The 23503-nt window shown below is 37.3% G+C and carries 28 protein-coding genes, 1 pseudogene and 1 riboswitch; of the genes and pseudogenes, 6 read left to right on the forward strand and 23 right to left on the reverse strand.

The features are described 5' to 3' along the window. Nucleotides 1–313 (reverse strand): YxeA family protein (locus tag A5849_RS09560; RefSeq protein WP_086310060.1); only part of this gene is annotated, 313 nt, incomplete at its 3' end. A gap of 215 nt (nt 314–528) precedes the next feature. Here A5849_RS09560 and A5849_RS09565 point away from each other — a divergent pair. Continuing rightward, nucleotides 529–717 (forward strand): hypothetical protein, encoded by a 189-nt coding sequence (locus A5849_RS09565; RefSeq protein WP_002292937.1) that lies wholly within the window; start codon nt 529–531, stop codon nt 715–717. Between the two features lie 154 nt (nt 718–871). Here the strand turns inward: A5849_RS09565 and A5849_RS09570 are convergent, their stop codons facing one another. Together A5849_RS09570 and A5849_RS09575 are read right to left on the reverse strand one after the other, a co-directional pair. Then, nucleotides 872–1060: a hypothetical protein gene (locus A5849_RS09570; protein ID WP_002288067.1), complete on the reverse strand. Its 189-nt coding sequence runs from the start codon at nt 1058–1060 to the stop codon at nt 872–874. Nucleotides 1061–1083: 23 nt separating this feature from the next. Beyond that, nucleotides 1084–1347 (reverse strand): hypothetical protein, encoded by a 264-nt coding sequence (locus A5849_RS09575; protein ID WP_002292935.1) that lies wholly within the window; start codon nt 1345–1347, stop codon nt 1084–1086. Nucleotides 1348–1504: 157 nt separating this feature from the next. Here A5849_RS09575 and A5849_RS09580 point away from each other — a divergent pair, with 157 nt between their 5' ends. Further along, nucleotides 1505–1762, forward strand: coding sequence for a hypothetical protein (locus A5849_RS09580; protein WP_002292934.1), 258 nt, complete (start codon nt 1505–1507; stop codon nt 1760–1762). 69 nt (nt 1763–1831) lie between these two features. On the opposite strand, the gene A5849_RS09585 is transcribed toward A5849_RS09580, so the two are convergent. The 3 genes from A5849_RS09585 to A5849_RS09595 all read right to left on the reverse strand — a co-directional run bounded on the left by A5849_RS09585 (nt 1832) and on the right by A5849_RS09595 (nt 2943). Beyond that, nucleotides 1832–2023: a hypothetical protein gene (locus A5849_RS09585; protein ID WP_002292933.1), complete on the reverse strand. Its 192-nt coding sequence runs from the start codon at nt 2021–2023 to the stop codon at nt 1832–1834. Nucleotides 2024–2165: 142 nt separating this feature from the next. Continuing rightward, nucleotides 2166–2486 (reverse strand): hypothetical protein, encoded by a 321-nt coding sequence (locus tag A5849_RS09590; protein WP_002292931.1) that lies wholly within the window; start codon nt 2484–2486, stop codon nt 2166–2168. Nucleotides 2487–2508: 22 nt separating this feature from the next. Then, nucleotides 2509–2943, reverse strand: a complete 435-nt coding sequence (locus A5849_RS09595; RefSeq protein WP_002292929.1) for a universal stress protein — start codon at nt 2941–2943, stop codon at nt 2509–2511. 334 nt (nt 2944–3277) lie between these two features. On the opposite strand from A5849_RS09595, the gene A5849_RS09600 reads away from it, so the two are divergent. Continuing rightward, on the forward strand, nt 3278–3904 hold the full coding sequence (locus A5849_RS09600) for a LysM peptidoglycan-binding domain-containing protein (RefSeq protein WP_002310878.1): 627 nt from the start codon (nt 3278–3280) through the stop codon (nt 3902–3904). Between the two features lie 83 nt (nt 3905–3987). On the opposite strand, the gene A5849_RS09605 is transcribed toward A5849_RS09600, so the two are convergent. The 8 genes from A5849_RS09605 to A5849_RS09645 all read right to left on the reverse strand — a co-directional run bounded on the left by A5849_RS09605 (nt 3988) and on the right by A5849_RS09645 (nt 11952). Then, complete coding sequence (locus A5849_RS09605) at nt 3988–4710, reverse strand: TatD family hydrolase (protein ID WP_002319981.1); 723 nt, start codon at nt 4708–4710, stop codon at nt 3988–3990. Between the two features lies 1 nt (nt 4711). Continuing rightward, nucleotides 4712–5437 carry an ABC transporter ATP-binding protein gene (locus A5849_RS09610; protein ID WP_002319982.1) on the reverse strand — a complete coding sequence of 242 codons (726 nt, stop codon included), beginning with the start codon at nt 5435–5437 and terminating at the stop codon, nt 4712–4714. Between the two features lie 11 nt (nt 5438–5448). Further along, on the reverse strand, nt 5449–6441 hold the full coding sequence (locus A5849_RS09615) for an ABC transporter substrate-binding protein (RefSeq protein ID WP_002309523.1): 993 nt from the start codon (nt 6439–6441) through the stop codon (nt 5449–5451). A gap of 14 nt (nt 6442–6455) precedes the next feature. Then, nucleotides 6456–7199, reverse strand: coding sequence for an ABC transporter permease (locus A5849_RS09620; RefSeq protein ID WP_002309524.1), 744 nt, complete (start codon nt 7197–7199; stop codon nt 6456–6458). Nucleotides 7200–7272: 73 nt separating this feature from the next. Beyond that, nucleotides 7273–7377, reverse strand: a riboswitch (TPP riboswitch). 62 nt (nt 7378–7439) lie between these two features. After that, nucleotides 7440–8762, reverse strand: coding sequence for an NAD(P)/FAD-dependent oxidoreductase (locus A5849_RS09625; RefSeq protein WP_086310061.1), 1323 nt, complete (start codon nt 8760–8762; stop codon nt 7440–7442). Then, a complete protein-coding gene (locus tag A5849_RS09630; protein WP_002309526.1) occupies nt 8749–9714 on the reverse strand; it encodes an ABC transporter ATP-binding protein in 966 nt (321 codons plus the stop codon). Before A5849_RS09630 ends, A5849_RS09625 begins: the two co-directional genes overlap by 14 nt. After that, complete coding sequence (locus A5849_RS09635) at nt 9711–11249, reverse strand: ABC transporter permease/substrate-binding protein (RefSeq protein WP_002319985.1); 1539 nt, start codon at nt 11247–11249, stop codon at nt 9711–9713. The genes A5849_RS09630 and A5849_RS09635 overlap by 4 nt, the downstream gene beginning before the upstream one ends. Nucleotides 11250–11664: 415 nt before the next feature. Beyond that, entirely contained in the window at nt 11665–11952 is a 288-nt protein-coding gene (locus A5849_RS09645) for a hypothetical protein (protein ID WP_002309528.1), read from the reverse strand. Between the two features lie 132 nt (nt 11953–12084). Between A5849_RS09645 and A5849_RS09655 the strand changes: the two genes are divergently transcribed. Beyond that, nucleotides 12085–12753, forward strand: a complete 669-nt coding sequence (locus A5849_RS09655) for a YitT family protein (protein ID WP_002309531.1) — start codon at nt 12085–12087, stop codon at nt 12751–12753. A gap of 288 nt (nt 12754–13041) precedes the next feature. Here A5849_RS09655 and A5849_RS09660 read toward each other — a convergent pair whose 3' ends face one another. The 4 genes from A5849_RS09660 to A5849_RS09675 all read right to left on the reverse strand — a co-directional run bounded on the left by A5849_RS09660 (nt 13042) and on the right by A5849_RS09675 (nt 16146). After that, nucleotides 13042–13782 (reverse strand): hypothetical protein, encoded by a 741-nt coding sequence (locus A5849_RS09660; RefSeq protein WP_002313862.1) that lies wholly within the window; start codon nt 13780–13782, stop codon nt 13042–13044. A gap of 129 nt (nt 13783–13911) precedes the next feature. Then, the gene (locus A5849_RS09665; RefSeq protein ID WP_002309535.1) at nt 13912–14859 is read right to left on the reverse strand and encodes a LacI family DNA-binding transcriptional regulator; all 948 of its coding nucleotides are present in this window, start codon (nt 14857–14859) and stop codon (nt 13912–13914) included. Between the two features lie 135 nt (nt 14860–14994). Then, nucleotides 14995–15753 (reverse strand): alpha/beta fold hydrolase, encoded by a 759-nt coding sequence (locus tag A5849_RS09670; protein ID WP_002313863.1) that lies wholly within the window; start codon nt 15751–15753, stop codon nt 14995–14997. Nucleotides 15754–15756: 3 nt separating this feature from the next. Then, nucleotides 15757–16146, reverse strand: coding sequence for a hypothetical protein (locus tag A5849_RS09675; RefSeq protein WP_086310062.1), 390 nt, complete (start codon nt 16144–16146; stop codon nt 15757–15759). A gap of 134 nt (nt 16147–16280) precedes the next feature. Here A5849_RS09675 and A5849_RS09680 point away from each other — a divergent pair, with 134 nt between their 5' ends. Next, entirely contained in the window at nt 16281–16823 is a 543-nt protein-coding gene (locus A5849_RS09680; RefSeq protein WP_002289260.1) for a DUF2179 domain-containing protein, read from the forward strand. A gap of 148 nt (nt 16824–16971) precedes the next feature. Then, a complete protein-coding gene (locus tag A5849_RS09685; protein WP_002345061.1) occupies nt 16972–17604 on the forward strand; it encodes a hypothetical protein in 633 nt (210 codons plus the stop codon). 186 nt (nt 17605–17790) lie between these two features. Here A5849_RS09685 and A5849_RS15400 read toward each other — a convergent pair. From A5849_RS15400 to pflB, 5 genes and pseudogenes are all read right to left on the reverse strand, one after another. Beyond that, nucleotides 17791–17916, reverse strand: a pseudogene (locus A5849_RS15400) (GNAT family N-acetyltransferase); the annotation flags it as partial. Between the two features lie 117 nt (nt 17917–18033). Beyond that, nucleotides 18034–18915: a DUF1803 domain-containing protein gene (locus A5849_RS09695; protein ID WP_002309543.1), complete on the reverse strand. Its 882-nt coding sequence runs from the start codon at nt 18913–18915 to the stop codon at nt 18034–18036. Nucleotides 18916–19096: 181 nt separating this feature from the next. Next, complete coding sequence (locus tag A5849_RS09700) at nt 19097–20023, reverse strand: manganese-dependent inorganic pyrophosphatase (RefSeq protein WP_086310063.1); 927 nt, start codon at nt 20021–20023, stop codon at nt 19097–19099. 84 nt (nt 20024–20107) lie between these two features. Continuing rightward, the gene (gene pflA / locus A5849_RS09705; protein WP_002313865.1) at nt 20108–20869 is read right to left on the reverse strand and encodes a pyruvate formate-lyase-activating protein; all 762 of its coding nucleotides are present in this window, start codon (nt 20867–20869) and stop codon (nt 20108–20110) included. Nucleotides 20870–21112: 243 nt separating this feature from the next. Continuing rightward, complete coding sequence (gene pflB / locus A5849_RS09710; protein WP_002309546.1) at nt 21113–23344, reverse strand: formate C-acetyltransferase; 2232 nt, start codon at nt 23342–23344, stop codon at nt 21113–21115. Between the last annotated feature and the right edge of the window lie 159 nt (nt 23345–23503).

The raw sequence follows: 23503 nt of genomic DNA on the forward strand, positions 1-23503 counted from the left end.
TTTCTATGTGCGCTCCTTTATTGCTGATTTTCAAATAATGATTTTCTTTTAACACAGAAAGTCCATTAAATTCAATTGTACGCTCTTCTCCATCGACATTAGCAGCTTTTTGAACATACCTTGCCGTTCCATGTTCATTTACTTCCTCTGGTTTTTGTGTTTTTACATAGACCTCACCTTTTTCAACTAATGGATTTAGTTGATCAAGTATACCAGGGATTTCCCCGTAACTTCCTTCAGTATAGTATTTCAGTCCAAATAGCAAAATACCACTAATCGCCGCCAATCCTATCAAATATTTAATCACTTTCATCTTTCTACCTCCTTGTTATATATTCAGTATATGGGGCAATTAGAAAAATTCCATCCGACCTAAGTTGGAGATTTTTCTCCTACTTTAGAAGCGAGAAACAAGTGTTTTTTTAGTAAAAATGATCGTTATTTGATATTATGGAGGTGTGGATAATGTAGTTTTTCTCACTTTATCCATGTTAAAAAATCAAGTTGATGGCAAAGGATGTGTTCAAAATGAATCAAGAAGAATTATTTCAAAAAGTCAAGGAAATGATAAAAGGCGGCAACTTCGACGGCGCAAAACGATTTATCGAAGAACATAAAGAACAACTAGGTCCTTACAAAGAGAAAGCACAAAATCTTCTAAAAGACGTAAATATCGACAGTGTGAAAGACAAATTCAAAAATCTATTTAATAAGTAGGAATTTTCATTTCTGGAACACCGGGAATCAGAAGTTGTGAAAGAGACGTTCAGCCTTATTGCCGATAGGCTGTCTCTTGAACACCGTTTGTCCAGAAGAAGGGACTGTGACACGATTTTTGTCACAGTCCCTTCTTCTTTCTGAATCATCCTTACTAAAATAAGCGTGTTGGATCATAATGATAAGTCACATTGCCGTTCAGCGATGCTTTTCCTACCACATATTTACGATTCTCCAATTTCAGCCATGCTTCTCGAAAAGCCATCAATTCTTCTCTTTTTACATCAATTTTTTCGATTTTTCCATCAATCAAATCTTGGATAAGTTGTTCATATGGATTCATTTTTTTCCTCCATTTGCTGTTAATCAATAAGTTGTAAAAATAGGTTCATATGCCTTTTTAGTATCCAGATCTTCTCTGACTTTGACTGTCGTATAAATGATTTTTTCTACTGGGATACTATAATAACTACCTTCACCGTTATTGAATCGGTGAACGTCTTTCTTTGCTAAAATACCATTGATTTTATTCGTCAGTACACGTTGTTCGACACTATTGCTTACAACATAGTAAATCACCCGAATATTATTGATTAAATGCAAATCGATTTCTAACACTACATGATCCATGAAAATTCCACTCCTTCTTTCACTTTGATTATAGCAATTTTCCCCTATAAATTCAAAAACAATACATATTTTACTGGATAAATCCATAGAGCTGCTTGCGCCTTCACGCACAAAGTGTTATTTTGTATCTTGGACTTTATTTATTGGAGGCAATAGTATGATTGCGATCGGTCAGTTTGTTTTTTATATTCCTTTTTTTATTATGCTAAGCATTCTTTTCTATTACATAAAATGGACGAAAAAGAAGTTTTCAGTTTTACTGGCCTCTTTACCTGCCGTATATTTTACTTATCAGATTTTTTCTTTTAGACATTGGGAAACAACATCTGTATTAGTGATACACATCATCGAATTGACGCTTGCAGTAGTTTTTCTAATCATTTGGATTTATTTTTTATATAAAAATCAGAATTGAATCCTAGCAGTTTCAAAAGAAAACGATTAAAGATCAGCAGAGATTTGCTGTATCTTTAATCGTTTTTTTCTATTCTGTGATACCAAAAAAATGTTTGAATCGGTGAAGAAGCGTTCCTTGTTTTAATTCTACAAATTCTTGTGCAATCGGATATTTTTCTTCCAAATTTTCTTTGTTCTTTTCAATCAGACTTTTTGCTTCTTCATATTTTTTATCTGCACATAATACTTTTACTTCCTGTAAAACTTTTCCTGCTTCCATTTACCTCACCCTCTTGCCTTTTTTATGGCTTTAAGTTTGATTTAAGCTATACGCATTATTCTATATTCATCCCAAATAACCTTTTTTCATTTTTTACTCCTCGAACCAGTCAGTTTTCTAAAGACTGATTGGTTCGTCTTTTTTATTTTTCATCCATTTTATGCTGCTCTTCTGCTAATTTGTCTAATGCTTTGAGGGATGTGACGGTTTTCGCATAATCATAGCTGTATAATTCTGTAAATTTATCAGGCAGAACAAACCACGCTGGATGGTAGCCGTTCGCAGTGATTGGGAATCCTTTGTCTTGTTGATTATCTCCATCCCACCTTACAGCAACACCTTTTTTTCCTTTCCACTTTATTAAAGCAATCGAGTATCCTTTTTTTGTTTGTGTGCCGTCTTCAATAATTGCTAAAATTTCTATTTTTTCTTTTGGTGCACGAACTTCTTGAGGGCGAACCATTTTCTATTCCTCCCTTATCTAATTACTTCACAACCAATACACTGCAAGGGGCATGTGAAACGACATAAGAAGCGGTCGATCCTACTAGTGCTTGTTGTATCGCTCCTTTTCCTGTCGCTCCCATAACAATCAAATCAATATTTTCTTGTCCAGGGATGACATTGGCAATCAAATTTCTTGGATCTCCAGTTTCAACTATTGCATGGATCTCAGCAATACCGAACTCTTTGGCATCATTGATTTTTTTCAGCATGGCTACTTCTGTTCTTTGTTTTTCATCTGCATAGATTTTTGAAAAGGCATAGGCACTATGGGTCAGCTCAACTTTGTTGATGATTGACACGATAAATAAGTGGGCTTCATTGTCCTTTGCTAAGTCAAGGGCTTCAGCGAACGCTTTGATCGATTGTCTTGATCCGTCAACTGCTACCATGATGTTCTGGTATCTCTTACTCATTGGAACCGCCTCCTTTTTCTTTTATTGTAACATCTCAAGCAAAAATACAAAAAATATACGCAATGTGTAAATAAAATGATGATTAATAGCAATTTTTTTCAAGTTATTTATACATTTCTGTTCTCATCAGAACTCTTGTTCTAAACCTATTATTTCTGCATTATGTGAATTTCCTCATCATTTTTCACATGAGATGAACATCATTCTGTTACAAAAAACGAGGATTTGTCATAAATTGTCATGCTTCTTTTACCTATGAAATATTTTCACGTGTTAAAGTATTCCTCGTTGAACACAACAAATAAAACTTTTTAACGAATAAAGGAGATTTTTCATGACATCACTTAAAACTTTACTTTTTGGAACAACTTTGGCTGCCGGCGCTGCATTCTTCATGGGAACGACTGCTCATGCGGACGAAGCTTATACCGTTCAATCAGGTGATACTCTATCAACGATTTCTCAAAAATACGTTGGTGACAACTCCTTGATCAATGCCATTGCAGAATCAAATTCAATTTCTGACATTAACCTGATCTACTCAGGACAACAATTAACGATTCCAACAGAAGGCTCTACACAAGCAGCTGCTGAACCTCAAGCAGCCGTTCAAGAAGCACCAGTCCAAGCTGAACCTGTTCAAGCTGAACAACCTGTTGTACAAGAAACGGTTCAAACGGAAACACAAGCAGCCCCTGTTGCTGAAACACAATCTGCTACAACAGAAACAACGGCAACAAGCACGAATGCTGCAAAAGAATGGATCGCACAAAAAGAATCAAGCGGTTCTTACACAGCAACGAACGGACGTTACATCGGACGTTACCAATTAGATTCTTCTTACTTGAATGGTGATTACTCTGCTGCGAACCAAGAAAAAGTGGCAGAACAATATGTTGCTTCACGTTATGGTTCTTGGGAAGCTGCGAAAGCATTCTGGGAAGCAAACGGTTGGTACTAAGATTCATTTATTAATCGAACGGTTTACTTTTATACAAAGAAAGCCAAAAGAGGTGCGACACTAGTTGTGTCACACCTCTTTTTTTATTTACCTAATCTAATGAAACGTTCCAAGTTTTGATAAGTATTTTTCTTAACTTCTTCAACTGATAGCTCTTTGATTTCAGCGATTGTCTTTAACTGTTCTTCAAGCAGTGAGACATAATCTTTTTCTGAAAAATTATCCCCTAACGCCCACTCTGCTGCATGTAGTCCATCCGTTTCAATAAGTAAGTGGTCGATTGGGACTGTTTTAGCTAGTTGCCAGACTGCTGGGTTCTTTTTCAAATCAAGACCAATGCTGAAATAACAGCCTAAATCAATATAGTCTTGTTGATAGTCCAAAGAAGAATACCAATGAATCAAATAGTGATTAGGGTAAGCTTGGATATAGCTTAAGATCTCTTTTTCGCATCCTTTTGTATGCAGTACAACAGGTTTCTTATTTATGGCTGCAAAAGCAAGCTGTTGCTCAAACACCCTTTTTTGTGTAGACAGTGGCACATTCGTCCAGATATTGTCTAACCCTATTTCACCGATGATCCTTGCTTTCTTCAAAAAAAGCTCAACATGTGCAAACGTATAGCTATCCGCTTTCCAAGGGTGGATACCGTAACTTAAGACTTGATTCTTGCTTGTTGCAAGCCGTCTGTTTTTCTCCCATTCTTCTGGCGAATCACAATTAATGATCGTCAAAATCGTGTGTTCCTGCTGAAGGAGTGCTAAACTCTGACTCCCATCTAAATGACAATGAGCATCACTTAACATCTCATTCACCTGCCAATAACTGATAAATCGTTTGCTTCAACTCTGATTGCTGCAGTAGCCATTCACGTGACCGTCGTTTTTCAGGCACTTGAATCTCAGCAATCACATGTGCCGGACGGGCGGAAAGCACAAGGATCCTGTCTGATAAATAAATTGCTTCTTCAATATCATGTGTCACGAGCAAAGTAGTTCGCTTTGCTTTTTTAGGCAGTTTCAGCATCCAGTCTTGCATCTGCCCTCTGGTCATAGCATCTAACGCTCCAAATGGTTCATCAAGAAGCAAGTAAGAAGAAGGATTCATGATTGTTCGTAACAAGGCCGTTCGCTGCTTCATCCCGCCAGATAATTGTTCCGGCAAAAAATGTTCATAGCCGTTTAACCCAAAGATATCCAGATAATCCCTTATTTGTTCTTCATTGATTGCTAGATGATTGATTTTTTGATATAACGTAACGTTTTGATAGACGCTCAGCCAAGGAAGTAACATATCTTCTTGCGGCATATAACTAAATGCTGTATGGAGACCAGTTACTTTTTGATCGTCTACTTTGATCGTTCCAGAAGTCATAGGCTGGACTCCTGTTAAAGTTTTCAGCAATGTTGACTTACCGGCTCCGCTTGGCGCGACAATCGATGTAAAAGTATCTTTAGGGATAGTGAAATGGATGTCTTCTAATATTTTCAGGTTTTCAATGACTACATTCAAGTGGCTGATTTGGATTGACACATCTATCACTCCTATTTTATAAACTGATTAGTGAATAGTTCTTTCGAAGGTACATCTTGCTTGATCAATCCGTTTTCCTGCATAAAAGCTGTATAATTGCGCCAAACTTTTTCTTCCATCAATCCCCAATTCTCAGGATCATCCGTATAATTTTTTGACAAGAATGCTTGTGATTCTTCTAAAAACGTCCATTCGTTTCCTTTTGCATATTTTTGCAACAGTTTAGCACTGTCGTTTGGATCTTTAATAGCTTCCTGATAGCCTTTTTTCGTGGCATCCATAAAAGACTGTACCAATCCTGGATCATTTTTGATCAGTTGATCATTCGTAATAATTACCGGAGTATAGTAATCTAACCGTTCATCTAATTCTTTCAATGGGATATAGTTTAGTTCAATACCCGCTTCTTTTGCTTTGATCATATCCCAACCTTCAAAGTACCATTGGATATCTGAGGATTTTCCTAAGCTTTCTGGCCCTTCTCCATTGCTTCCTACCATTGTCAGTTTTGAAAAGTCACCGCCGTCTTTTTCCATCACAGCTTTTAAGACAGCTTCTTCACTTGGACTTTGCCAACCTGCATATGTTTTTCCTTCAAAATCTTTTGGTGAATGGATGTTACTGTCTGATAGGGTGGCGAATCCAGAAGTATTATGTTTGATCACTGTAGCAATTGCTTTGACTGGTATATTCTTTCCATCTGCGTGCGCATAAGTGACATCTTCTTGATAACTTATACCAAATTGTGCTTTGTCCGCACCTACTAGACCAATACTTGTCGAATTATCTCCTGGTTCGACGATTTGGACATCTAAACCAGCCTCTTTATAATAGCCTTTTTCTTTTGCTACGTAGATGCCAGTATGATTAGTATTTGGTACATAATCCAAAACAAGTGTCACTTTTTTCAAATCCTTCGTTTCTTGTTTGCTACTTGTTTCTTTTGCAGTGCCACAAGCGGATAAAAGCAACAGTAGCGGTAATAAAAGCCATAATTTTTTCATTTGATCCCCTTCTCTTAAAAAGTATAAAGCATACGGTAATACCCTTTTTTCAATAATGAACAAGCGCCATTCAGCAATAAACTCAATAAAATGACACAAATGATCGCAGCAAAAACTTTATCAATCTGGTAGCTGTTTTTTACGCGTATCATATAATACCCTAAGCCTGCTTGAGCGCTTAGCCATTCTCCAACGACTGCTCCACTGACACAATAAGTAGCGGCTACTTTTAAACCGGAAAAGAATCCGGATAAACCCGCTGGTATTTTATATATTCGATAAATCTTCCCTGTATCTGCCCCCATCGTTTTCAAAAAGATGATTTGCTCCTTCGATACTTTCCTCAATGTATCCGAAAAAGAAACTACGATCGGAAAATAGCTTATCAAGACAACAAGAATCACTTTTGGAAGCATACCGAAACCAAACCATAGGGTCAATAATGGCCCTAAAACCATGATTGGCAACATTTGAGAAATCACTAGTAATGGATAAAAAGACATTTCTAAGAACTTCCAATAATCCATTGCCAAAGCAGTAATAAAAGAAAGAACGCTAGCTATTGCCAAACCAATCACTGCTTCATTTAATGTTGTGACAGAATGGGAAAGCAATACTTGTGCATCTGCTGTTAACGCAGAAAATACAGCAGCAGGTCCGGGTAAAATAAAAGCGGGTATTTTCCAAACTAAGACAACAATCTGCCAAATAATTAAAATGAATGCCATACTGACTGCTGGATAAAGATTTTTCTTCATTTTGACGCCTCCTTTCTTCTAATATGGATAACAAAAAACGCTTGAAATGGGCACGACATAGTAACCCGCTTCAAGCGTCTGCTATGTTTCTCCCTTCACCAGTATTAACTGACAGGTTCAATGGGTCTAAGTTCACAACTTACTCTCATGTCGTCTACGACATCCCCAGAAACAGGTATTCATTTTTTAAAGTGTAGCACAAGAAGGAAAAAGCAACAAGCGCTTTAGTTATCATGCTGATTATTTCAATAAATAGGAGAGATCACTTGCCAATGTCGGATACCCCATGATATAGCTATCCAACTCTTTTTTAGTCAATTTTTGATTGATGACTAGTGTCAAATCATCAATCAATTCGTCTGCTTGCTCGCTAATCACTGCAGCACCAATCAAATAGTTTTGCTGGTCGAAAGTTAATTCAGCCTTAGCAACTGGTTCATTGACGCGATGATAGGTGAACCAATTGGTAAGATCCATCTCTACCACTTGATCTGACGAAGAGGCGTGACTTTTTGTAATCCCTACTTCAGCAAGCTTAGGACTAGCGTAGACGATCGTGGGTATAATTGGATATTTGATAGGGCCGCCTATTGCATCCGTTATCCGCTTAGCTACATAATTCCCTTCAAAAGTGGCGACTGGTGTCAATTTGGGTGTTTTCCTTGAAACAATGTCTCCACACGCAAAAATTTTTGGATTGCTCGTTTGCAGATAATCATTGACCTCAATCCCGTGTTTATCAAAGACGACATTCGCTTGTTCAAGTGCTAAAGATTCTGTATTCGGCTGTCTCCCAGTCGCACAAAAAATCATATCTGCTACTAATTCCGTATCTTTTCCGACTAAACGATATCGAGTTCCTTCCGAGATGATCTTTTGGGTTTCAACATCAAAAGCAAACTGAATACCAGATGCTTCCATTTGATGGACGGCTTCCTCTACCAAAGACGCCTCAAATTCTTTTAATGGTCGTTGATTATGATGGACAATGGTTACTTTACTCCCTGCAGCATTGGCAATCGTAGCCAGTTCAAAAGCAATATATCCGCCGCCAATAAAAATAATTTCTTTAGGCAGTACAGGCAATGATAAAAAATCTGCACTAGTCTTCAAGTATTCCTTTCCTTCCACCGGTAAGATCGTGGGTCTTTGTCCTGTTGCCAGAACAAAGTAATCTCCATAAAAAACTTCTTCATTGACTTCAATAGATGAGTTGTCTAAGAAACGAGCGGTCCCTGAAAGATGATCGATTCCAGCTTCTGCCAATTGTTTTTTTCGATTTTCTGGAACTGGATCTGTGAATGTGCGTTTGAATTTTTGGAGTTCTTCCCAATTAGCGGTTGGGATATCGTTAAATCCTTTTCCATTCAATTGTTTTATCCGATTACGGGCTTCTACTGCACTCAACAAGACTTTTTTAGGATCACATCCACGGTTAGGACAAGTCCCGCCCCATAGATCTTCTTCGACCACTAGTACTGTTTTACCTGCTTCTTTCAATCCATAAGCAGCACTTAAGCCGCTCACACCTGAACCGATGACGATTGCCTCATATGTTTTCATTTTCTTCCTCCTCTCGACTTAAAAAAGTAAAGACTTCTTTACTTGTCAGTGAACCAATATTTTTTCCTTTTTCTACTATCACAATGTTTGGGTACACTGAAAGAAGTGAATACACTTCTTTCAGAGGCGTATCAAGGCAAACTTGTTGATGACTGTTTTTTGGTACTTCTTTTAAAAAATATCCATTGACGACTAAATCTTCGACTCGCCATTCTTTCGTCTGTTTCGGTTCATCAAAGAAATGCCGTACATATTCATTTTTAGGATTCATCAATAACTGTTCTGGTGTGTCGCATTGGATAATTTCTCCATCTTTCATAAACGCAATACGATCTCCTAGCTTGATTGCTTCTTCCATATTATGCGTAACGAAAACGATGGTCGTTCCTAGTTCTTCATGTAAAGATAAAACTAATTCTTGTAATGAATTTCTTGAAATAGGATCTAATGCGCTAAATGGCTCGTCCATCAAAATCACATCTGGGCTTGCAGCAATGGCTCGGATGATCCCGATTCGTTGCTGTTCTCCTCCAGACAACTCTCTAGGCATACGATCTCGATAAATATCAGGAGATAAGCCAACTTTTTGAAGAAGTTCATCTACACGATCTGCTCTTTTCTGCTTTTCCCAACCTAACATTTCAGGTATGACTTCAATGTTTTGCTTGACTGTCATGGTCGGGAACAAAGCGATTTGCTGCAGCACATACCCCATATTCCACCGCATTTTCTGCAGATTATATTCATTTAACGATTTCCCTTTGAAGTAGATGTCTCCTGCTGATGGTTTAGATAATCCATTGATCATTTTCAAAGTAGTTGTTTTTCCACTACCAGAAGGCCCAACCAAAACAAAGATTTCTCCTTCTTTGATTGCAAGAGTTAGGTCATCAATGACATATTTTCCATCGTACTTTTTTTGCACATGTTTGAATTCGATTAATTTAGTCACTGATCTCCCTCCTTTAGTAATCCTTCGTTTTCCAGGAAGGTTCGTGCTACTTCTGCCGGTTTTTTCTTTTCGACATTGACTTGATAGTTCATATCGATCATTTGATTTTCTGTTATTTTTCCGCTTAATTTATTCAGCGCTTCAACGATTTCAGGATGGTCCTTGGCGAAATCTGTTTTCATCAGTGGCGCGCCTTGATAAGCTGGGAATAGCCCTTGATCATCTTCTAGAGTGACTAGATCATACTCCTTGAGTTGGCTATCTGTGGAATAAGCATCCACAATATTGACATCTCCATTATTGATTGCTTGGTAACGCAAACTTGGTTCCATGCTTTGTACACTTGAAAAATTCAATCCATATGCTTCTTGAATTCCTTTATATCCATCGGAACGATCAATAAATTCCAGTGTGAATCCCGCTTTGATCTGATTAGAAACTGCTGCTAAATCGGAAATCTTTTTAAGTTGATGCTCGTCTGCAAAAGATTTCTTGACCGCCAAGGCATACGTATTTTGATAAGCCATTGGTTTCAATAATGTCATATCGAATTGTTTGTTCAATAATTCTTCTGCTTCGTCATATGTTTTTTCTTTTGTCAAATCAGCACTTTTCATTGCTTCAGGTACCTTCACCAAGCTTTCTAGGACAGTCCCTGTGAATTCAGGATAGATATCGATTTGCCCTTGATCCAAGGCATTGAACAAAAAACTAGTCTTGCCAAAATTCGGTTTTAATTCAACTTCTGTTTTTGTGTTGTCTTCAATCAATTCTTTGTACATTTGGATCAGGATTTCAGGTTCCGCTCCTAATTTTCCAGCAATCGTGATGGTTTCATTTTTAAACAAGGCAGACTGATATAAAGAAACGCCCCCAACTAAACACACCACGGCTGCTAAAGTAATGATAGAATATCGAGGTTTCTTATGCTGCAACCAGCGAATCAATCCGCTGAATATAATGGCAAGCAAGGCAGAACTGATTGCACCAATCAATGTTAAAACTGGTGTGTTGCGGTCGATACCTAATAAAATAAATGTTCCTAATCCACCTGCTCCGATCAATGCCGCCAAAGTAGCCGTACCGATGATCAAAACTAAGGCAGTTCGGATACCTGAGATAATGACAGGCAATGCGATGGGAAGTTCTACTTTCAGCAAGCGTCTCATTCTGGACATACCAAATGCTACCGCCGCTTCTTCAATAGACGGGTCAATCTCAGCTAGACCAATGTACGTATTTTGGAAAATCGGAAGCAAAGCGTAAATAACAAGTGCAATCAATGCTGGAACAGTTCCGATCCCTACAAATGGGATAAGTAACCCTAATAAGGCAAGTGAAGGAATCGTTTGAAGCACACCCGTGATCTGCAATAAGACTTCTGCCATTTTTTTATGATTAGCTGCCCAAATTGCTAGAGGAATAGCAATCAGTGCTGCAATCAGCAAAGAAATGAGAGAAATAGACAGATGTTGAAATGCAGCTTCCAGCAACTCGCCTTTTCTTTCACTTAATGTTTGTATAAAATTATTCATGCGACCTTCCTTTCTGTTATTCTTTAAGTATAAACATTTCTTTACATTTTCCCAACTAACTTGACTTACCTTAACCCTACTAGGCGTCAGTAATTAATAAAAATATCACCTCTAAATATGCGGATAAAAAAGAATCCGAGCAACAAAATCGGATAGATTTATTGGTTCTCGTTTCTTCACAACGAACATCCAATACATCTATACGAAATGATCACTCGGAATCAACCGTATCGTTTTTCATATACAACTTTTCTTTTAAGTAAAAAGAAACAGCCAATAAAGTAGAAATCTCGTGGGGGAGAACACCTTTATTGACCTGTTCAACAAGTATTATACTGTATCATGACACTTTTTTGCCAAAAATGTAAAAAACGGTTGTTTTGGCATCATAAACGTCTTGTTTTCTTATTTTTACTTATATCACCACTTTATTTTCTATCTCTTTCACTCCATAAAGCGGAATGAGTTCTTCTTTTGACTGATAATAAACAGCTTTTTCACGGTTCTTCATCAAAAATAGAAAGATTTCTTTCATAGCAAGTGGTGCTTTGCCTTGTTCAAACACAAAGATGAATTGATACGATTCATTTATCTGGATTCTTGTCACAGGAATCAGTTTTTGGTCTTGAGCCAAAAAAACACCTTGATAATCTGTTTTTTTGGGTGATTTTGTAAGAATTGTCAATAAGTCTGCTGCTCGCATTTTTCCACTCCTTTTTGATAATTTGGAAGAAACAACCAAAAATAAATTTTTTTCATTTTCCTCTTGAAGAAAGAGTATAAGTCAGTATAATGAAGAGGTTGCTGAAAATTTTCAAAAGAAAAGAGGCTAGAAATGAAAAAATTAAATTTAATGACAGAATTGTGCGGAATCATTTTAGGCGCTGGGATCTATGGATTGGCTGTGACAGGCATCAATATTCCATCTAAACTGGCAGACGGTGGTGTTACTGGTATTGCTTTACTCTTGCATAATCTTTTTGGATTCGCGCCTTCTATCACTTCGCTGCTTTTTAATTTACCTTTACTGCTTATCTCATTGTTTCTTTTTGGAAAACACGCTTTTCTTCGGACGATCGTCGGAACATTTGCGCTGGTTTTCTTTTTACATTTATGGGAAAGCCTTCATATACATTTTGCTGTAGATAGTCTACTGATCAATAGTTTGATGACAGGGATTCTTTCTGGCATTGGTTGCGGTCTCGTCTTTCGATTTGGCGGAAGCACAGGCGGAACAGATATCATTTATCAAGCCATTGAAAAATATTTTCATATTAAGATTGGCAAAAGTCTTTTCTTGATCACTTTTGGTATTTTAGTTGTCTCCTTGCTTTATTTGGATCTCACACATTTTCTGTATACATTGCTTAGCTGTTCTATTCTATCTTATACATTGAATAAAGTGAAGTATCTGGAAATGGGACCTGTTTTGCCCCATTTGGAAGCAAAACAGACTACAGAAACATTTGAACCACTTGATCCTCTTGAACAGTTAGAGCACTAATTCTTATTTTTACTATTTTAGTTACTTTACTAAAAAATCATTATGTAAACTACAACGTATATTTTTTCAATAAAATTTTCTATAAAAATATGAAAACAAACTATTTTTGCAGACACTCTGTTAAAATAGTTTGTTTTTTACTCTTCACCCTTTCTCCTCTTGCTCACGGCAGAAAACATCAGCTAAGAAAAAAATAGGTTACGATATAATCTTTCGAGTAGAGTATAAAAAAAGAAACGCCGCAGCGTTTCCTTCTCCACTATAACATAATACAAGGTTGTATTTGTCTTATTTAAAATAGCTATTCTCTCCTAAAGAATTTCCCTGATCGTCAATCAGCCCTTGCAGTGAACGTTCTAAGATACCGTGGTTTTTTTTCGATTTTTTTTCTTCTGACTGCTTTGTTTCCCCTAATGTTTTTGTTCGATTGAACGTGCGTACAGACGGCTCATCATTTCTTTTTTCTTGATAAGGCGTTGGTTCTGTATCAAACAACAGATAAGAGTCATCTGTTTTTTTCATTGATTCGATCAAATGCTCTTCAGAAATTTTACTTTCTCTAGGGTCTGGAATAATGGATGCAGGTACATATTTAGGAACAAAATAAGAACGTTCCCGTACCTTTGTGTCCACAGATGAATTTCTCATAGTATTTCGAGACTCTGTCCTCGTTTCACTTTGCCTGACAGGACGAGAAGACTCACCAAAAAGTTTTTTCCGTCCAGTCGACGTGAGTTCTGATTGATGATGTCCAGTATAATCCGGTAATTTTTCTTTATGTTTTTCCAAATTTTCCTTGCGCGGAGCTGACTTCAATCCATTTGTTGCGCGGCGCTTGCGTCGGACCTGTTCAGTGTTTGTGTTCGTGAAATGGAATTCGTTCATTTGTTCAAACGGGTGCTGATTCTGTTCAGTCAAAAGATCTTCCTGTCCGTCAAATAATACCCGCTTCTTCTCGCTGGTTAATTTTACGCCTAACTCGTCATCGTACGCAGGAAAACGGAAATGTTTTCGTCTGATTTCTTTCATTCAAACCATCCTTCTCAAAAATGGAACTTTTCTCAATAATAGCACAGATTTTTTGTTTTCAGTAGCAATGCGCTGATTATTTTAAGAAAATAGCGATGAATTTCATAAATATATAAAAAGTAACGAGGCTTAATTTGTCGTTTCTCTGATAACTAGTTCAGGGAAAAAGCGACGATAACCTTGACTTGCCCCTTTCTCTTCTATTTTTTTCAGCAACATTTCCCCGCATACTTCCCCCATACGGATAATATCTTGCTTGATCGTTGTCAATTTAGGCGAACTGATTTGGTCTAAAAACACGCCATCAAAGCCGATTACACCAAATTCTTCCGGCAAGCGCCCACCAGCATTTACAATTCCTCTTACCGCTCCTAGTGCCAGTCGATCTGAGCTGCATACAAAACAAGTTTTATCGGTGAAACCTGCCCAGTTTTCTATCATATATCTTTCTACTTCTGTCGAATGATTTGGAAATCGCAAGATCTTACTTGGAAGATCAGCTTCCTTCATCACAGATAAGTAACCAGCTTCCCTTGAAAGCTCAAACGATTCGTCCACTTCAATCCCGATATAAATAATTGTTTGGTAATCTCTTTCTAAGGCATATTGCGTTGCTTTTGCTGTACCATATTCATTATCGCTGTCTACATAGTCATATCCTTCACAATTTTCTCCAAACAAAACAACTGGTTTTTCCAAGCGGTCAATCCAATCGAAGTCTTTTTTTCTGACACCTGTGATGATGTATCCATCACAAGAACCGACATCGAATGCGTCATTTGTAACTAGTTGGAGAGAATAATGCGCTTTTCCGATCCGTTTAGCGATCCCCATCAGCAAATTCATGTAGTAGGGCTCGGTTGTGTCGATTTCTTCCAGTATAAATAATTTGATGATCTGTGACCGATTCGTGACAAGTGCTTTTGCAGCAATATTTGGGCGGTAATCCAATTCAGCCATTGCTGAGAAAACTAGCTCTTTCAATTCATCCGTCACCTGTTCCGGATGATTGATGACTCGAGAAACCGTCATTTTTGAAACATTGGCACGTTTTGCAACATCTGCTAAAGTGGGCATGCTCTCTTCCTTTCTAACATGTTGTCGTTCTTATTACCAATTATACCAAATTTTCCTAACAGGGTTCATTATAGCCCAAAAGAAAAATCAGAAAATCTCCTATCCTCCTTAAGTGATTTCCCAATTCAGCTATTTCTATTTTTTTATCAAATTCTTTGCTAAAAAAGCGGAAGCTTCCTCCATCAGTGGTATTTGTACCATGTGTCGCTGTGTTTTGGAGGAACGAAAAACAATTTCTTTTCCGTAAGGCTCAGGCCGGTTTTTCTCTACAAATCTTTCCGTTTGTATATAAGGGATCTTTTCATCTGCTTGTCCATGCCAAAAGAACAGAGGGCGTCCATCTAGCTTTTCCGGTTGCAATGATAAATCATAACTCTTGACCCACGAGATCAAATCAAAATAGTCTTTTGGCAAGATATAGTTGTATTCTGACGCTCGTCTTGCGATTTCTTTCCCATATTCCAGAAGCGCAGGAGATCCCATCAAACATACACCTGCTGCTATATGAGGATGCTTAGCTAACAACGCGCATGTTGTCATTCCGCCCATCGAAACCCCACCAACTGCAAGCCGATCATGTAAAAGATCTCTTTTTTCTAAATGCTTGATAAGCGTGTCAAACTCAAACAAGTTCCCGTAGATACTATCCCAAAATGTATAGGATGGAATAGAAGAAACTGGCTGTTTTCGTTCCCCATGATTCATCGCATCTGGCAGGATCACGCGAATACCTTGCTGTGCAATTTTCCTTCCTTGTGTCAAAACTAACTCCTTACTTGTCTGCCATCCGTGATAATAGATGACAACGGGAATCCGTTCTTCTCTTAATTCTTTCAGGACAACTTCTAACACTGGAATTTGATTGACAGAACGTTTCAATATAATTGGATTCAATGGCTACTCACCTATTTTCATTAAATTTCCTGATCGCCATAGCAACCATGATCCGACAGTCGTCTGGAACAGGTTCAGTATACCAAATAATATAAATGCAGGACTGAATGGCTCAGGAAATAAGAATAGGGAACAAAGCCCCACCACTCCTAATGCTAGCGAAAGGAGAGGATAAATAGAGAAATTCAAAAAACTGGTAACGCTACCGAAAATATTACCAATAAATAGTATCAAAAAGAAAAAAACGCTTAGAATCAAACCATCTGTCAGCGACATCTGAAAAACAATGTTCTCTACATCAATTGGCTGTTGAATCGCATAGACACCTAAGTATATACTGAGAAGGAGACTGAGCACGTGACTGGCACAAAATACTCGATTGACCGTTTTCATTTTAATCACCTAACCTATCTTTATAATTCTATTATAATCATTTTATCATTTTTTGGTACCAATAAAGTTTCAATTTTTCTTCACTTGCGATTTTTTTTGATATTGTTGTTATACAAATGAAAGGAGTTTTACAAATGATTGATCCTAAAATGTTAGGGATGATCTTCCTCATCAATTTTGCTTATATCACTTTGAACACGTTACGTTTTATGCTAACAATGAAAGGCTACCGGCTGATTGCTCCCCTTGTCAGTATGGTTGAGATCACGATCTATATCGTAGGGCTATCTCTTGTATTGGATCGTTTAGATAATCCGCTGAATTTATTTGTCTATGCGTTAGGTTACGCAGTAGGTATCAGTGTTGGGATTTTGATTGAAGACAAGCTGGCATTAGGATACATCATGGTCACAACGATTTTGCCAGCAAATAGCGCGGAAGATAAAAGTTTGCCTGGTATACTGAGAGAACACGGTTACGGTGTAACACAGACTTCTGCAATGGGTCTAGAAGGCGAGCGACTGGTCCTGGAAATACTTTCTCCTAGAAAAAGCGAACGTGAACTGTATCGCCTGATCAAAGAAATTGAAGAGCGTGCTTTCATCATCTCATATGAACCAAAATATATTTCAGGTGGTTTTTGGACTAAAAAAGTAAGAAAAAGACAAGGAAAATAACTCACAAACTAAAAAGCTGTCGAACATATAAATTAAATTTTAGATGTTCGACAGCTTTTTATTTATTATTTTGATTAAAAAACATCGACATATACTCATTGATTTGTTATTATACTTTATATACTTATCAATTTAATTTGGAGATATTATGGAAATTCAACGTAAAACAACTAATTTTTTACATTTAGGCTCTTTTTTTGCAACTTTGACGATTTTATTTTTTCTATGTTATTCGTACGTTAAGACCTCACAGGCGCCTTCTAGTGCATTAGGCTGGTTGCTTTTAGATCATTCTGATATTACAGAAACAGAAGAAAATCCGTTTTTTTTAATTTTATCTTCTCTATGCGCCTTGATGTTTTCTGTGTATTTCAGTGCCTATTTTTTTCATCGACATCCTGGTAAGTTAAATGAAGCTTCAGGTGTATTGATTTCATTTAAAACGTTTTCTTTTTTAGCTATCCTTTTTTATTCGTTTAATCACAATACGCTTTTCTTCTTTATCATGAATGGTTTAGTCGTGATTTTATCTATTTTCACTTATTTTATTTTTTCACTCATTTTTAGCCAAATGAGATGTCCGCTCTTCTTTCGATTAGTTCCTGTCACATGTTTTATCTACAGCTTGTTTTCCTTTTTTGTCCTTGCTTTGATACCATTGGCCAACCCTTCGACGATCCAAGTCGCAGGAAATCTGTTGGATATGCTCTTCATCGTCAGTCTAGGTGTATTTATGTGGCAAAGAAAAAAGAAACAAAATAAAAAGCATTTTGAAGCCTGACTACGACGACTTCATAAATGCTTTTTTAATTTTAAACACTTCAATCTAAAAGAATAACCCAAGATTGGATAGATGATTAATAATGACTTACCATTCGTTTCTGAGTGATTCTGGATCACCAAATGAACTTCCTAATCTAATCGCTAGTTCTTCCCTTAGAATGCCATACTTGACTGAATCATAATATTAATTATTTAAAAATCTAACTTTTCTTATGACCCCTTCCTTTGTCATTCCACATTTCTCACCAATTTTTTGCATTCCTTTATTTCCATACCATGTAGTGAATCCAATATGTGGTAGATAGGCAAAATACTCCAATAATTCTTTTAACTATAAAAGAAGAGAAAGACTCCTCTTGCAAGAATCAGCATAATTTTAGCTTACTGCTCTCTTAGATTCTTCTCACCAAAGCTGTTCTATATTGTTCTATATTGCTCCATATTCTTTGATATAAGAAAATGCATGCGGCATAAATTTTTTGCTCAACTCAGAAAAGATTTGTCGTTTAAGAAAGGCCGTTTCCTCCATTGTCAATGAAGGATCCAATGTTGGAAATTCAATCTCAGGATTGTTTTTTTCGACAATAGGCAATGCTAGTGTAAATGATTCTTCTTCCTTTATGGTATCCGTCACAAGTAATGACTGATGGAAAATACTAGGCCGACGATTTTTATATTTATTTTTACGTATCCTGTCAACGATAACTTCTATTTGATCAAAAAAGTACGCTTCATTTACATCTCCAATAAGTTCGGCTAATTCTTTGAATGCCTTCGTTACAGGAAGCTGATTCTTTTGTATAAAAAAATAATTAGCCAACGTAAGCGGGAAGTGTTCTTTAGAGGAAAGTGTAATAAAACGGTACTTCTGATTTCCTGCAGTCGTTCTCAGCAATTCTGTCTCTCGGCTGTTTCTTACTCCATAAAAATATGCTTCTTTTCGTTCATCTTCAAAACAATACGCCCAAATAACTTCTCCCATCGCTAATTTTTGTTCAGCAACAGAGAGTCTCTTCAATTGGTCGGCTATGGTTTCAGCAGCCGAAGTGACTTGTTGCAAGTAATCGTTGGGATCAAATACTGGAAAGTTCAAATGATATCTTCGCTCTTCTCTCTTGATTAATCCTGCATCGATCAACAGATCAAGAAAATGAGAAAATTTGTTTTGCGGAAATTCTTTTTTCAATTCTCTTAGAATCGTTTCTTTTTCTCGATGTTCATATAGATAATCGGTCAATAAAGAAAAAAGCGGATCACCGGTCAGTTTTTGATAAAAATTTTCCTTATTTTTTGAATAATAATAGTTCATATATGTTCTCTTTTCTATCCATTTTATTTTACTTAAAAGACTTTTACATAAAAAGGAGGAAGAACAAGAGTCATGTTTGACTGTTATTCTCCTCCACTTCTTAGACTTTTAGTATGTTCTGTGTTTCTTTTTATTCAATCGCTTATCCCATTCACTTTGAATGCTTCATCCTACCATTTGATTAGCTGAATACAGCCGTCAACTGAGGTACGACTTGTTTTTTACGTGAAACGACACCTTTAAGTAAAGCTCGGTTATTGGTCAAAGTTGTTTGGAAAGCTTCTTCTACTTTTTCTTTACCTTTACCAGCAACAAGTAATTCTGAATCGCTGTCTAAGATATTTGTGACAACTAATACGAATAAATCGTAGCCATTTGCTTTCATTTCTTCTTCCATCGCTGCTTCTAGTTCTGCTTGTCGATCCATCACTTCATTCAGATCCACTGTATTGACTTGAGCGATACGCACATTGGAACTGCCCATTGGGAAACTTTTTGCATCCAAATCAAGAAGAACCGCAGCTGATTTATCACTTAGATTCGTTCCGGCTTTCAACATTTCAAGACCATAGGCAGTTAGATCTACTTCAGCGATTGCTGCAAGTTCCTTTGCAGCTGCTTCGTCTTCAGGTGTACATGTTGGCGATTTGAACAACAATGTATCTGAAATGATAGCTGAAAGCATAATCCCAGCAATTTCTTTAGGGATCGTTACTTGGTTTTCTTTATATAGTTTTAAAATGATCGTACTTGTACATCCAACTGGTTCTGCACGATAGTACAATGGATTAGCTGTTTCAAAGTTTGCAATACGATGGTGGTCTACTACAGCCAAAATATTTACTTCGCTGATATCTGAAATACTTTGTTGGAATTCATTATGATCCACAAGCATGACATCTGCATTTTCTGATTTAGCTGACTCTACTACTCGTGGTGCAGATAATTGAAAGTGGTCTAATGCGTATTGTGTTTCTTCATTAGGTGTACCTAGAGCAACTGCTTCTGTTTCTTTACCTAATTCATTTTGCAAGTGTGAAAAGGCAATGGCTGCCCCAATTGCATCTGTATCTGGATTTTGGTGACCAAAAACTATAATTTTTGACATGTCATTCGCTCCTTTGTGATTTCTCCTATTTAATAATAGCAAAAAAACGGAAAGAAGCAATACTTAACTTCTTTCCGATGCGTTCTATCGCGTTAAATATTTTGTATACTCTTCTGTATGAAGCAATCGTTTAGCATTTTCGACACGTTCTTTTGTAGGTGGTTCGATTCCTTCTAATGGATATTTCAAACCAAGTGTTTCCCACTTGTATTTTCCCATCGTATGATAAGGAAGGATCTCTACTCTATCTACATTTGACAAGGTTTGGATAAAGTTGTCTAGTCGGATCAAATATTCATCATAATCACTTCGCTCAGGAACTAATACATGGCGAATCCAAACCGGTTTGTTAATTTTTGACAAATATTGAGCCATTTCTAGAATATTTTCATTGTCCCAATGCGTTAGTTTTTTATGCTCTTCATTATCGATGTGTTTGATATCAAATAACAGTAAGTCTGTATACTTCATCAATTCTTGAAAACGAGAGAAGAAGGGGTCTTCATACGTAAAAGGTTTTCCGCATGTATCCAATGTAGTATGCATTTTCCGCTCTTTTGCTTTTTTAAATAGTTCGATCAAAAAATCGATCTGCAATAGAGGCTCTCCACCACTAACAGTAATACCACCTTTATCTCCCCAGTAAGGTCTGAAGCGTTCCGCCTTATCTAAAAGTTCATCTGCTGAGTACTCTTTCCCTCCGCCAATATTCCAAGTATCAGGATTGTGACAGAATTGGCAACGCATGCGGCATCCTTGCATAAACACGACAAAGCGCAGTCCAGGACCGTCTACTGAACCGAAAGTTTCGATAGAATGAACATAGCCGATTGTTTTTTCTTCCATTTAAATTCACATCTTTTCTTTGATTTCATTTTAAGTACAAGTTAGCTGTCGAAGCGAAGCTTTTTGAACAAAATTTTTCGCAATCACCGCTTCATTATGTGTAAAATTTACAGGGACGGAACATACATGTCCTGCCCCTGTAAATCGTGTCTTTCAAATAAGCATACTGATCATTCGATTATGATGCGAAGGATATCTAACGATCTTTCGGCACTGAGTCGAAAGGCTGTTTCACAAACTTTTTTACATTCTGTCGTGTGAAGTTCTCATCAAGACATCTAGTTGTTGTTCTCTTGTCAAGTCACGGAATTTAACTGCATAACCAGATACCCGGATCGTCAAGTTCGGATATTTCATTGGATTTTCCATTGCATCACGCAATAGATCATTACTGAATACATTGACATTCAAATGATAAGCCCCTTTTGAGAAGTATCCGTCTAAGACATTACGCAAGTTTTCGATTCTTGTATCTTGTTCTTTTCCAAGACCAGAAGGATTGATTGTTTGGGTATTTGAAATTCCATCCAATGCACAACCGTAATTCATTTTAGCTGTTGAGTTCAGGCTGGCTAATAACCCACTTTGTTCTGCATTGTAACTTGGGTTTGCTCCTGGCGCAAGTGGTTTTCCAGCTTCACGGCCATCAGGAGTATTTCCTGTATTTTTACCGTAAACAACATTTGAAGTAATCGTCAATAATGAAGTTGTTGGTTTTGAGTTGCGGTAAGTTTTATGACGTTTGATTTGTCCCATGAAGTATTCCAAGATCCATGAAACTAATTCATCTGCACGGTCATCATCATTTCCATATTTAGGGAAATCGCCATCTACTTCAAAATCAACTGCTATTCCTTTTTCATTACGGATTGCTTTTACTTTTGCATATTTGATGGCTGACAAGCTGTCTGCCGCATGAGAGATTCCAGCAATACCTGTAGCAAATGTGCGTTGCAAGTCAGAATCCATCAAGGCAAGCTGAGCTGCTTCATAAGAATACTTATCATGCATGTAATGAATGATGTTCAACGTATTGACATATAGTTCTGCTAACCAATCCATCATATTCATGAAGTTATGTTTCACTTCTTCAAAATCTAGTACTTCTGATGTGATCGGACGATATTCTGGTCCAACTTGGGCGCCAGTCACTTCATCGACCCCGCCATTGATAGCATATAATAGTGTTTTAGCCAAGTTAGCACGAGCACCAAAGAACTGCATGTCTTTTCCAACAACTGTTCCTGATACACAGCAAGCAATCGCACAATCATCAGAACCCCATTGTTCACGAAGCTGATTGTCATTTTCAAACTGAATCGAAGAACTTTCAATAGCGATTCGGCTCGCATATGTTCTGAATCCTTCTGGAAGGTGTTCAGAGTACAAAACAGTCAAGTTTGGTTCTGGTGAAGGTCCCATATTTGTCAATGTGTGAAGCAGACGGAAATCATTCTTCGTCACTAACGAACGACCATCTAAGCCCATACCAGCAATGGATAAAGTAGCCCAGATAGGGAATCCTGAGAATAATTGGTTGTATTCAGGTGTACGCGCGAATTTGACCATACGTAATTTCATTACTAAGTGATCGATCAATTCTTGCGCTTCTTTTTCTGTGATTACTCCATTATCCAAATCACGTTGGATATAGATATCAAGGAATGCTGAGATACGTCCGATTGACATCGCAGCGCCATTTTGTGATTTGATTGCTGCTAAATAACCGAAGTATAACCATTGGACAGCTTCTTTTGCATTTGCAGCTGGTTTAGAGATATCATAGCCGTATTTTGCAGCCATTTCTTTCATTTGTGCTAATGCACGATATTGTTCAGTGATTTCTTCACGTAAACGAATCACTTCTTCACTCATCGTATGATAACCAGTCATATCATGATCTTTTTTCTTTTGTTCCATCAAATAGTCGATTCCATACAATGCCACACGACGATAGTCGCCGATGATACGTCCACGACCGTAAGCGTCTGGAAGCCCTGTAATGATTTTGTTTTTACGAGCTGCACGCATTTCAGCAGTATAAGCATCAAACACCCCTTGATTATGTGTTTTGCGCCAGTCAGTGAAAATATGTGTTAATTCATCGTTTGGTGTATAGCCATTGCTTTTCAGCGCATTGTTAGCCATATTGATTCCACCGAACGGCATGAATGCTTGTTTCAAAGGTTTGTCTGTCTGTAGACCGACGATTTTTTCCAAATCTTTATCCAAATAGCCTGCATCGTGGGAAGTAATGGTTGATACGATTTCTGTGTCCATATCATAGACACCGTTACGTTCGAATTGGATATCATTCAGCTTTTGCAATTCATCCCATAATTTTTCTGTTGCTTCTGTTGGACCTTCCAAAAAGCTGTCATCACCGCGATATTCAGTGTAGTTGTTTTGAATAAAGTCTCTAGTGTCTACGCCTTCTTTCCATTTGGTACCTTTAAATCCATTCCATTGCTCCATTGTATGGACCTCCTAAATTTCTGTTTTATGTAACAGTTTTTACGTGATTAGTATAACACAGCACCTTATCTTTGCAAGGGTTTTCTTGTTTTTTATTTAACAATTTTTATGTTTTATCTATGTATATTGCAAGTAACGTTGATTTACCAATATTTAAGC

It is taken from the genome of Enterococcus sp. 10F3_DIV0382 (assembly GCF_002140245.1).
Lineage (GTDB): Bacteria > Bacillota > Bacilli > Lactobacillales > Enterococcaceae > Enterococcus_B > Enterococcus_B lactis.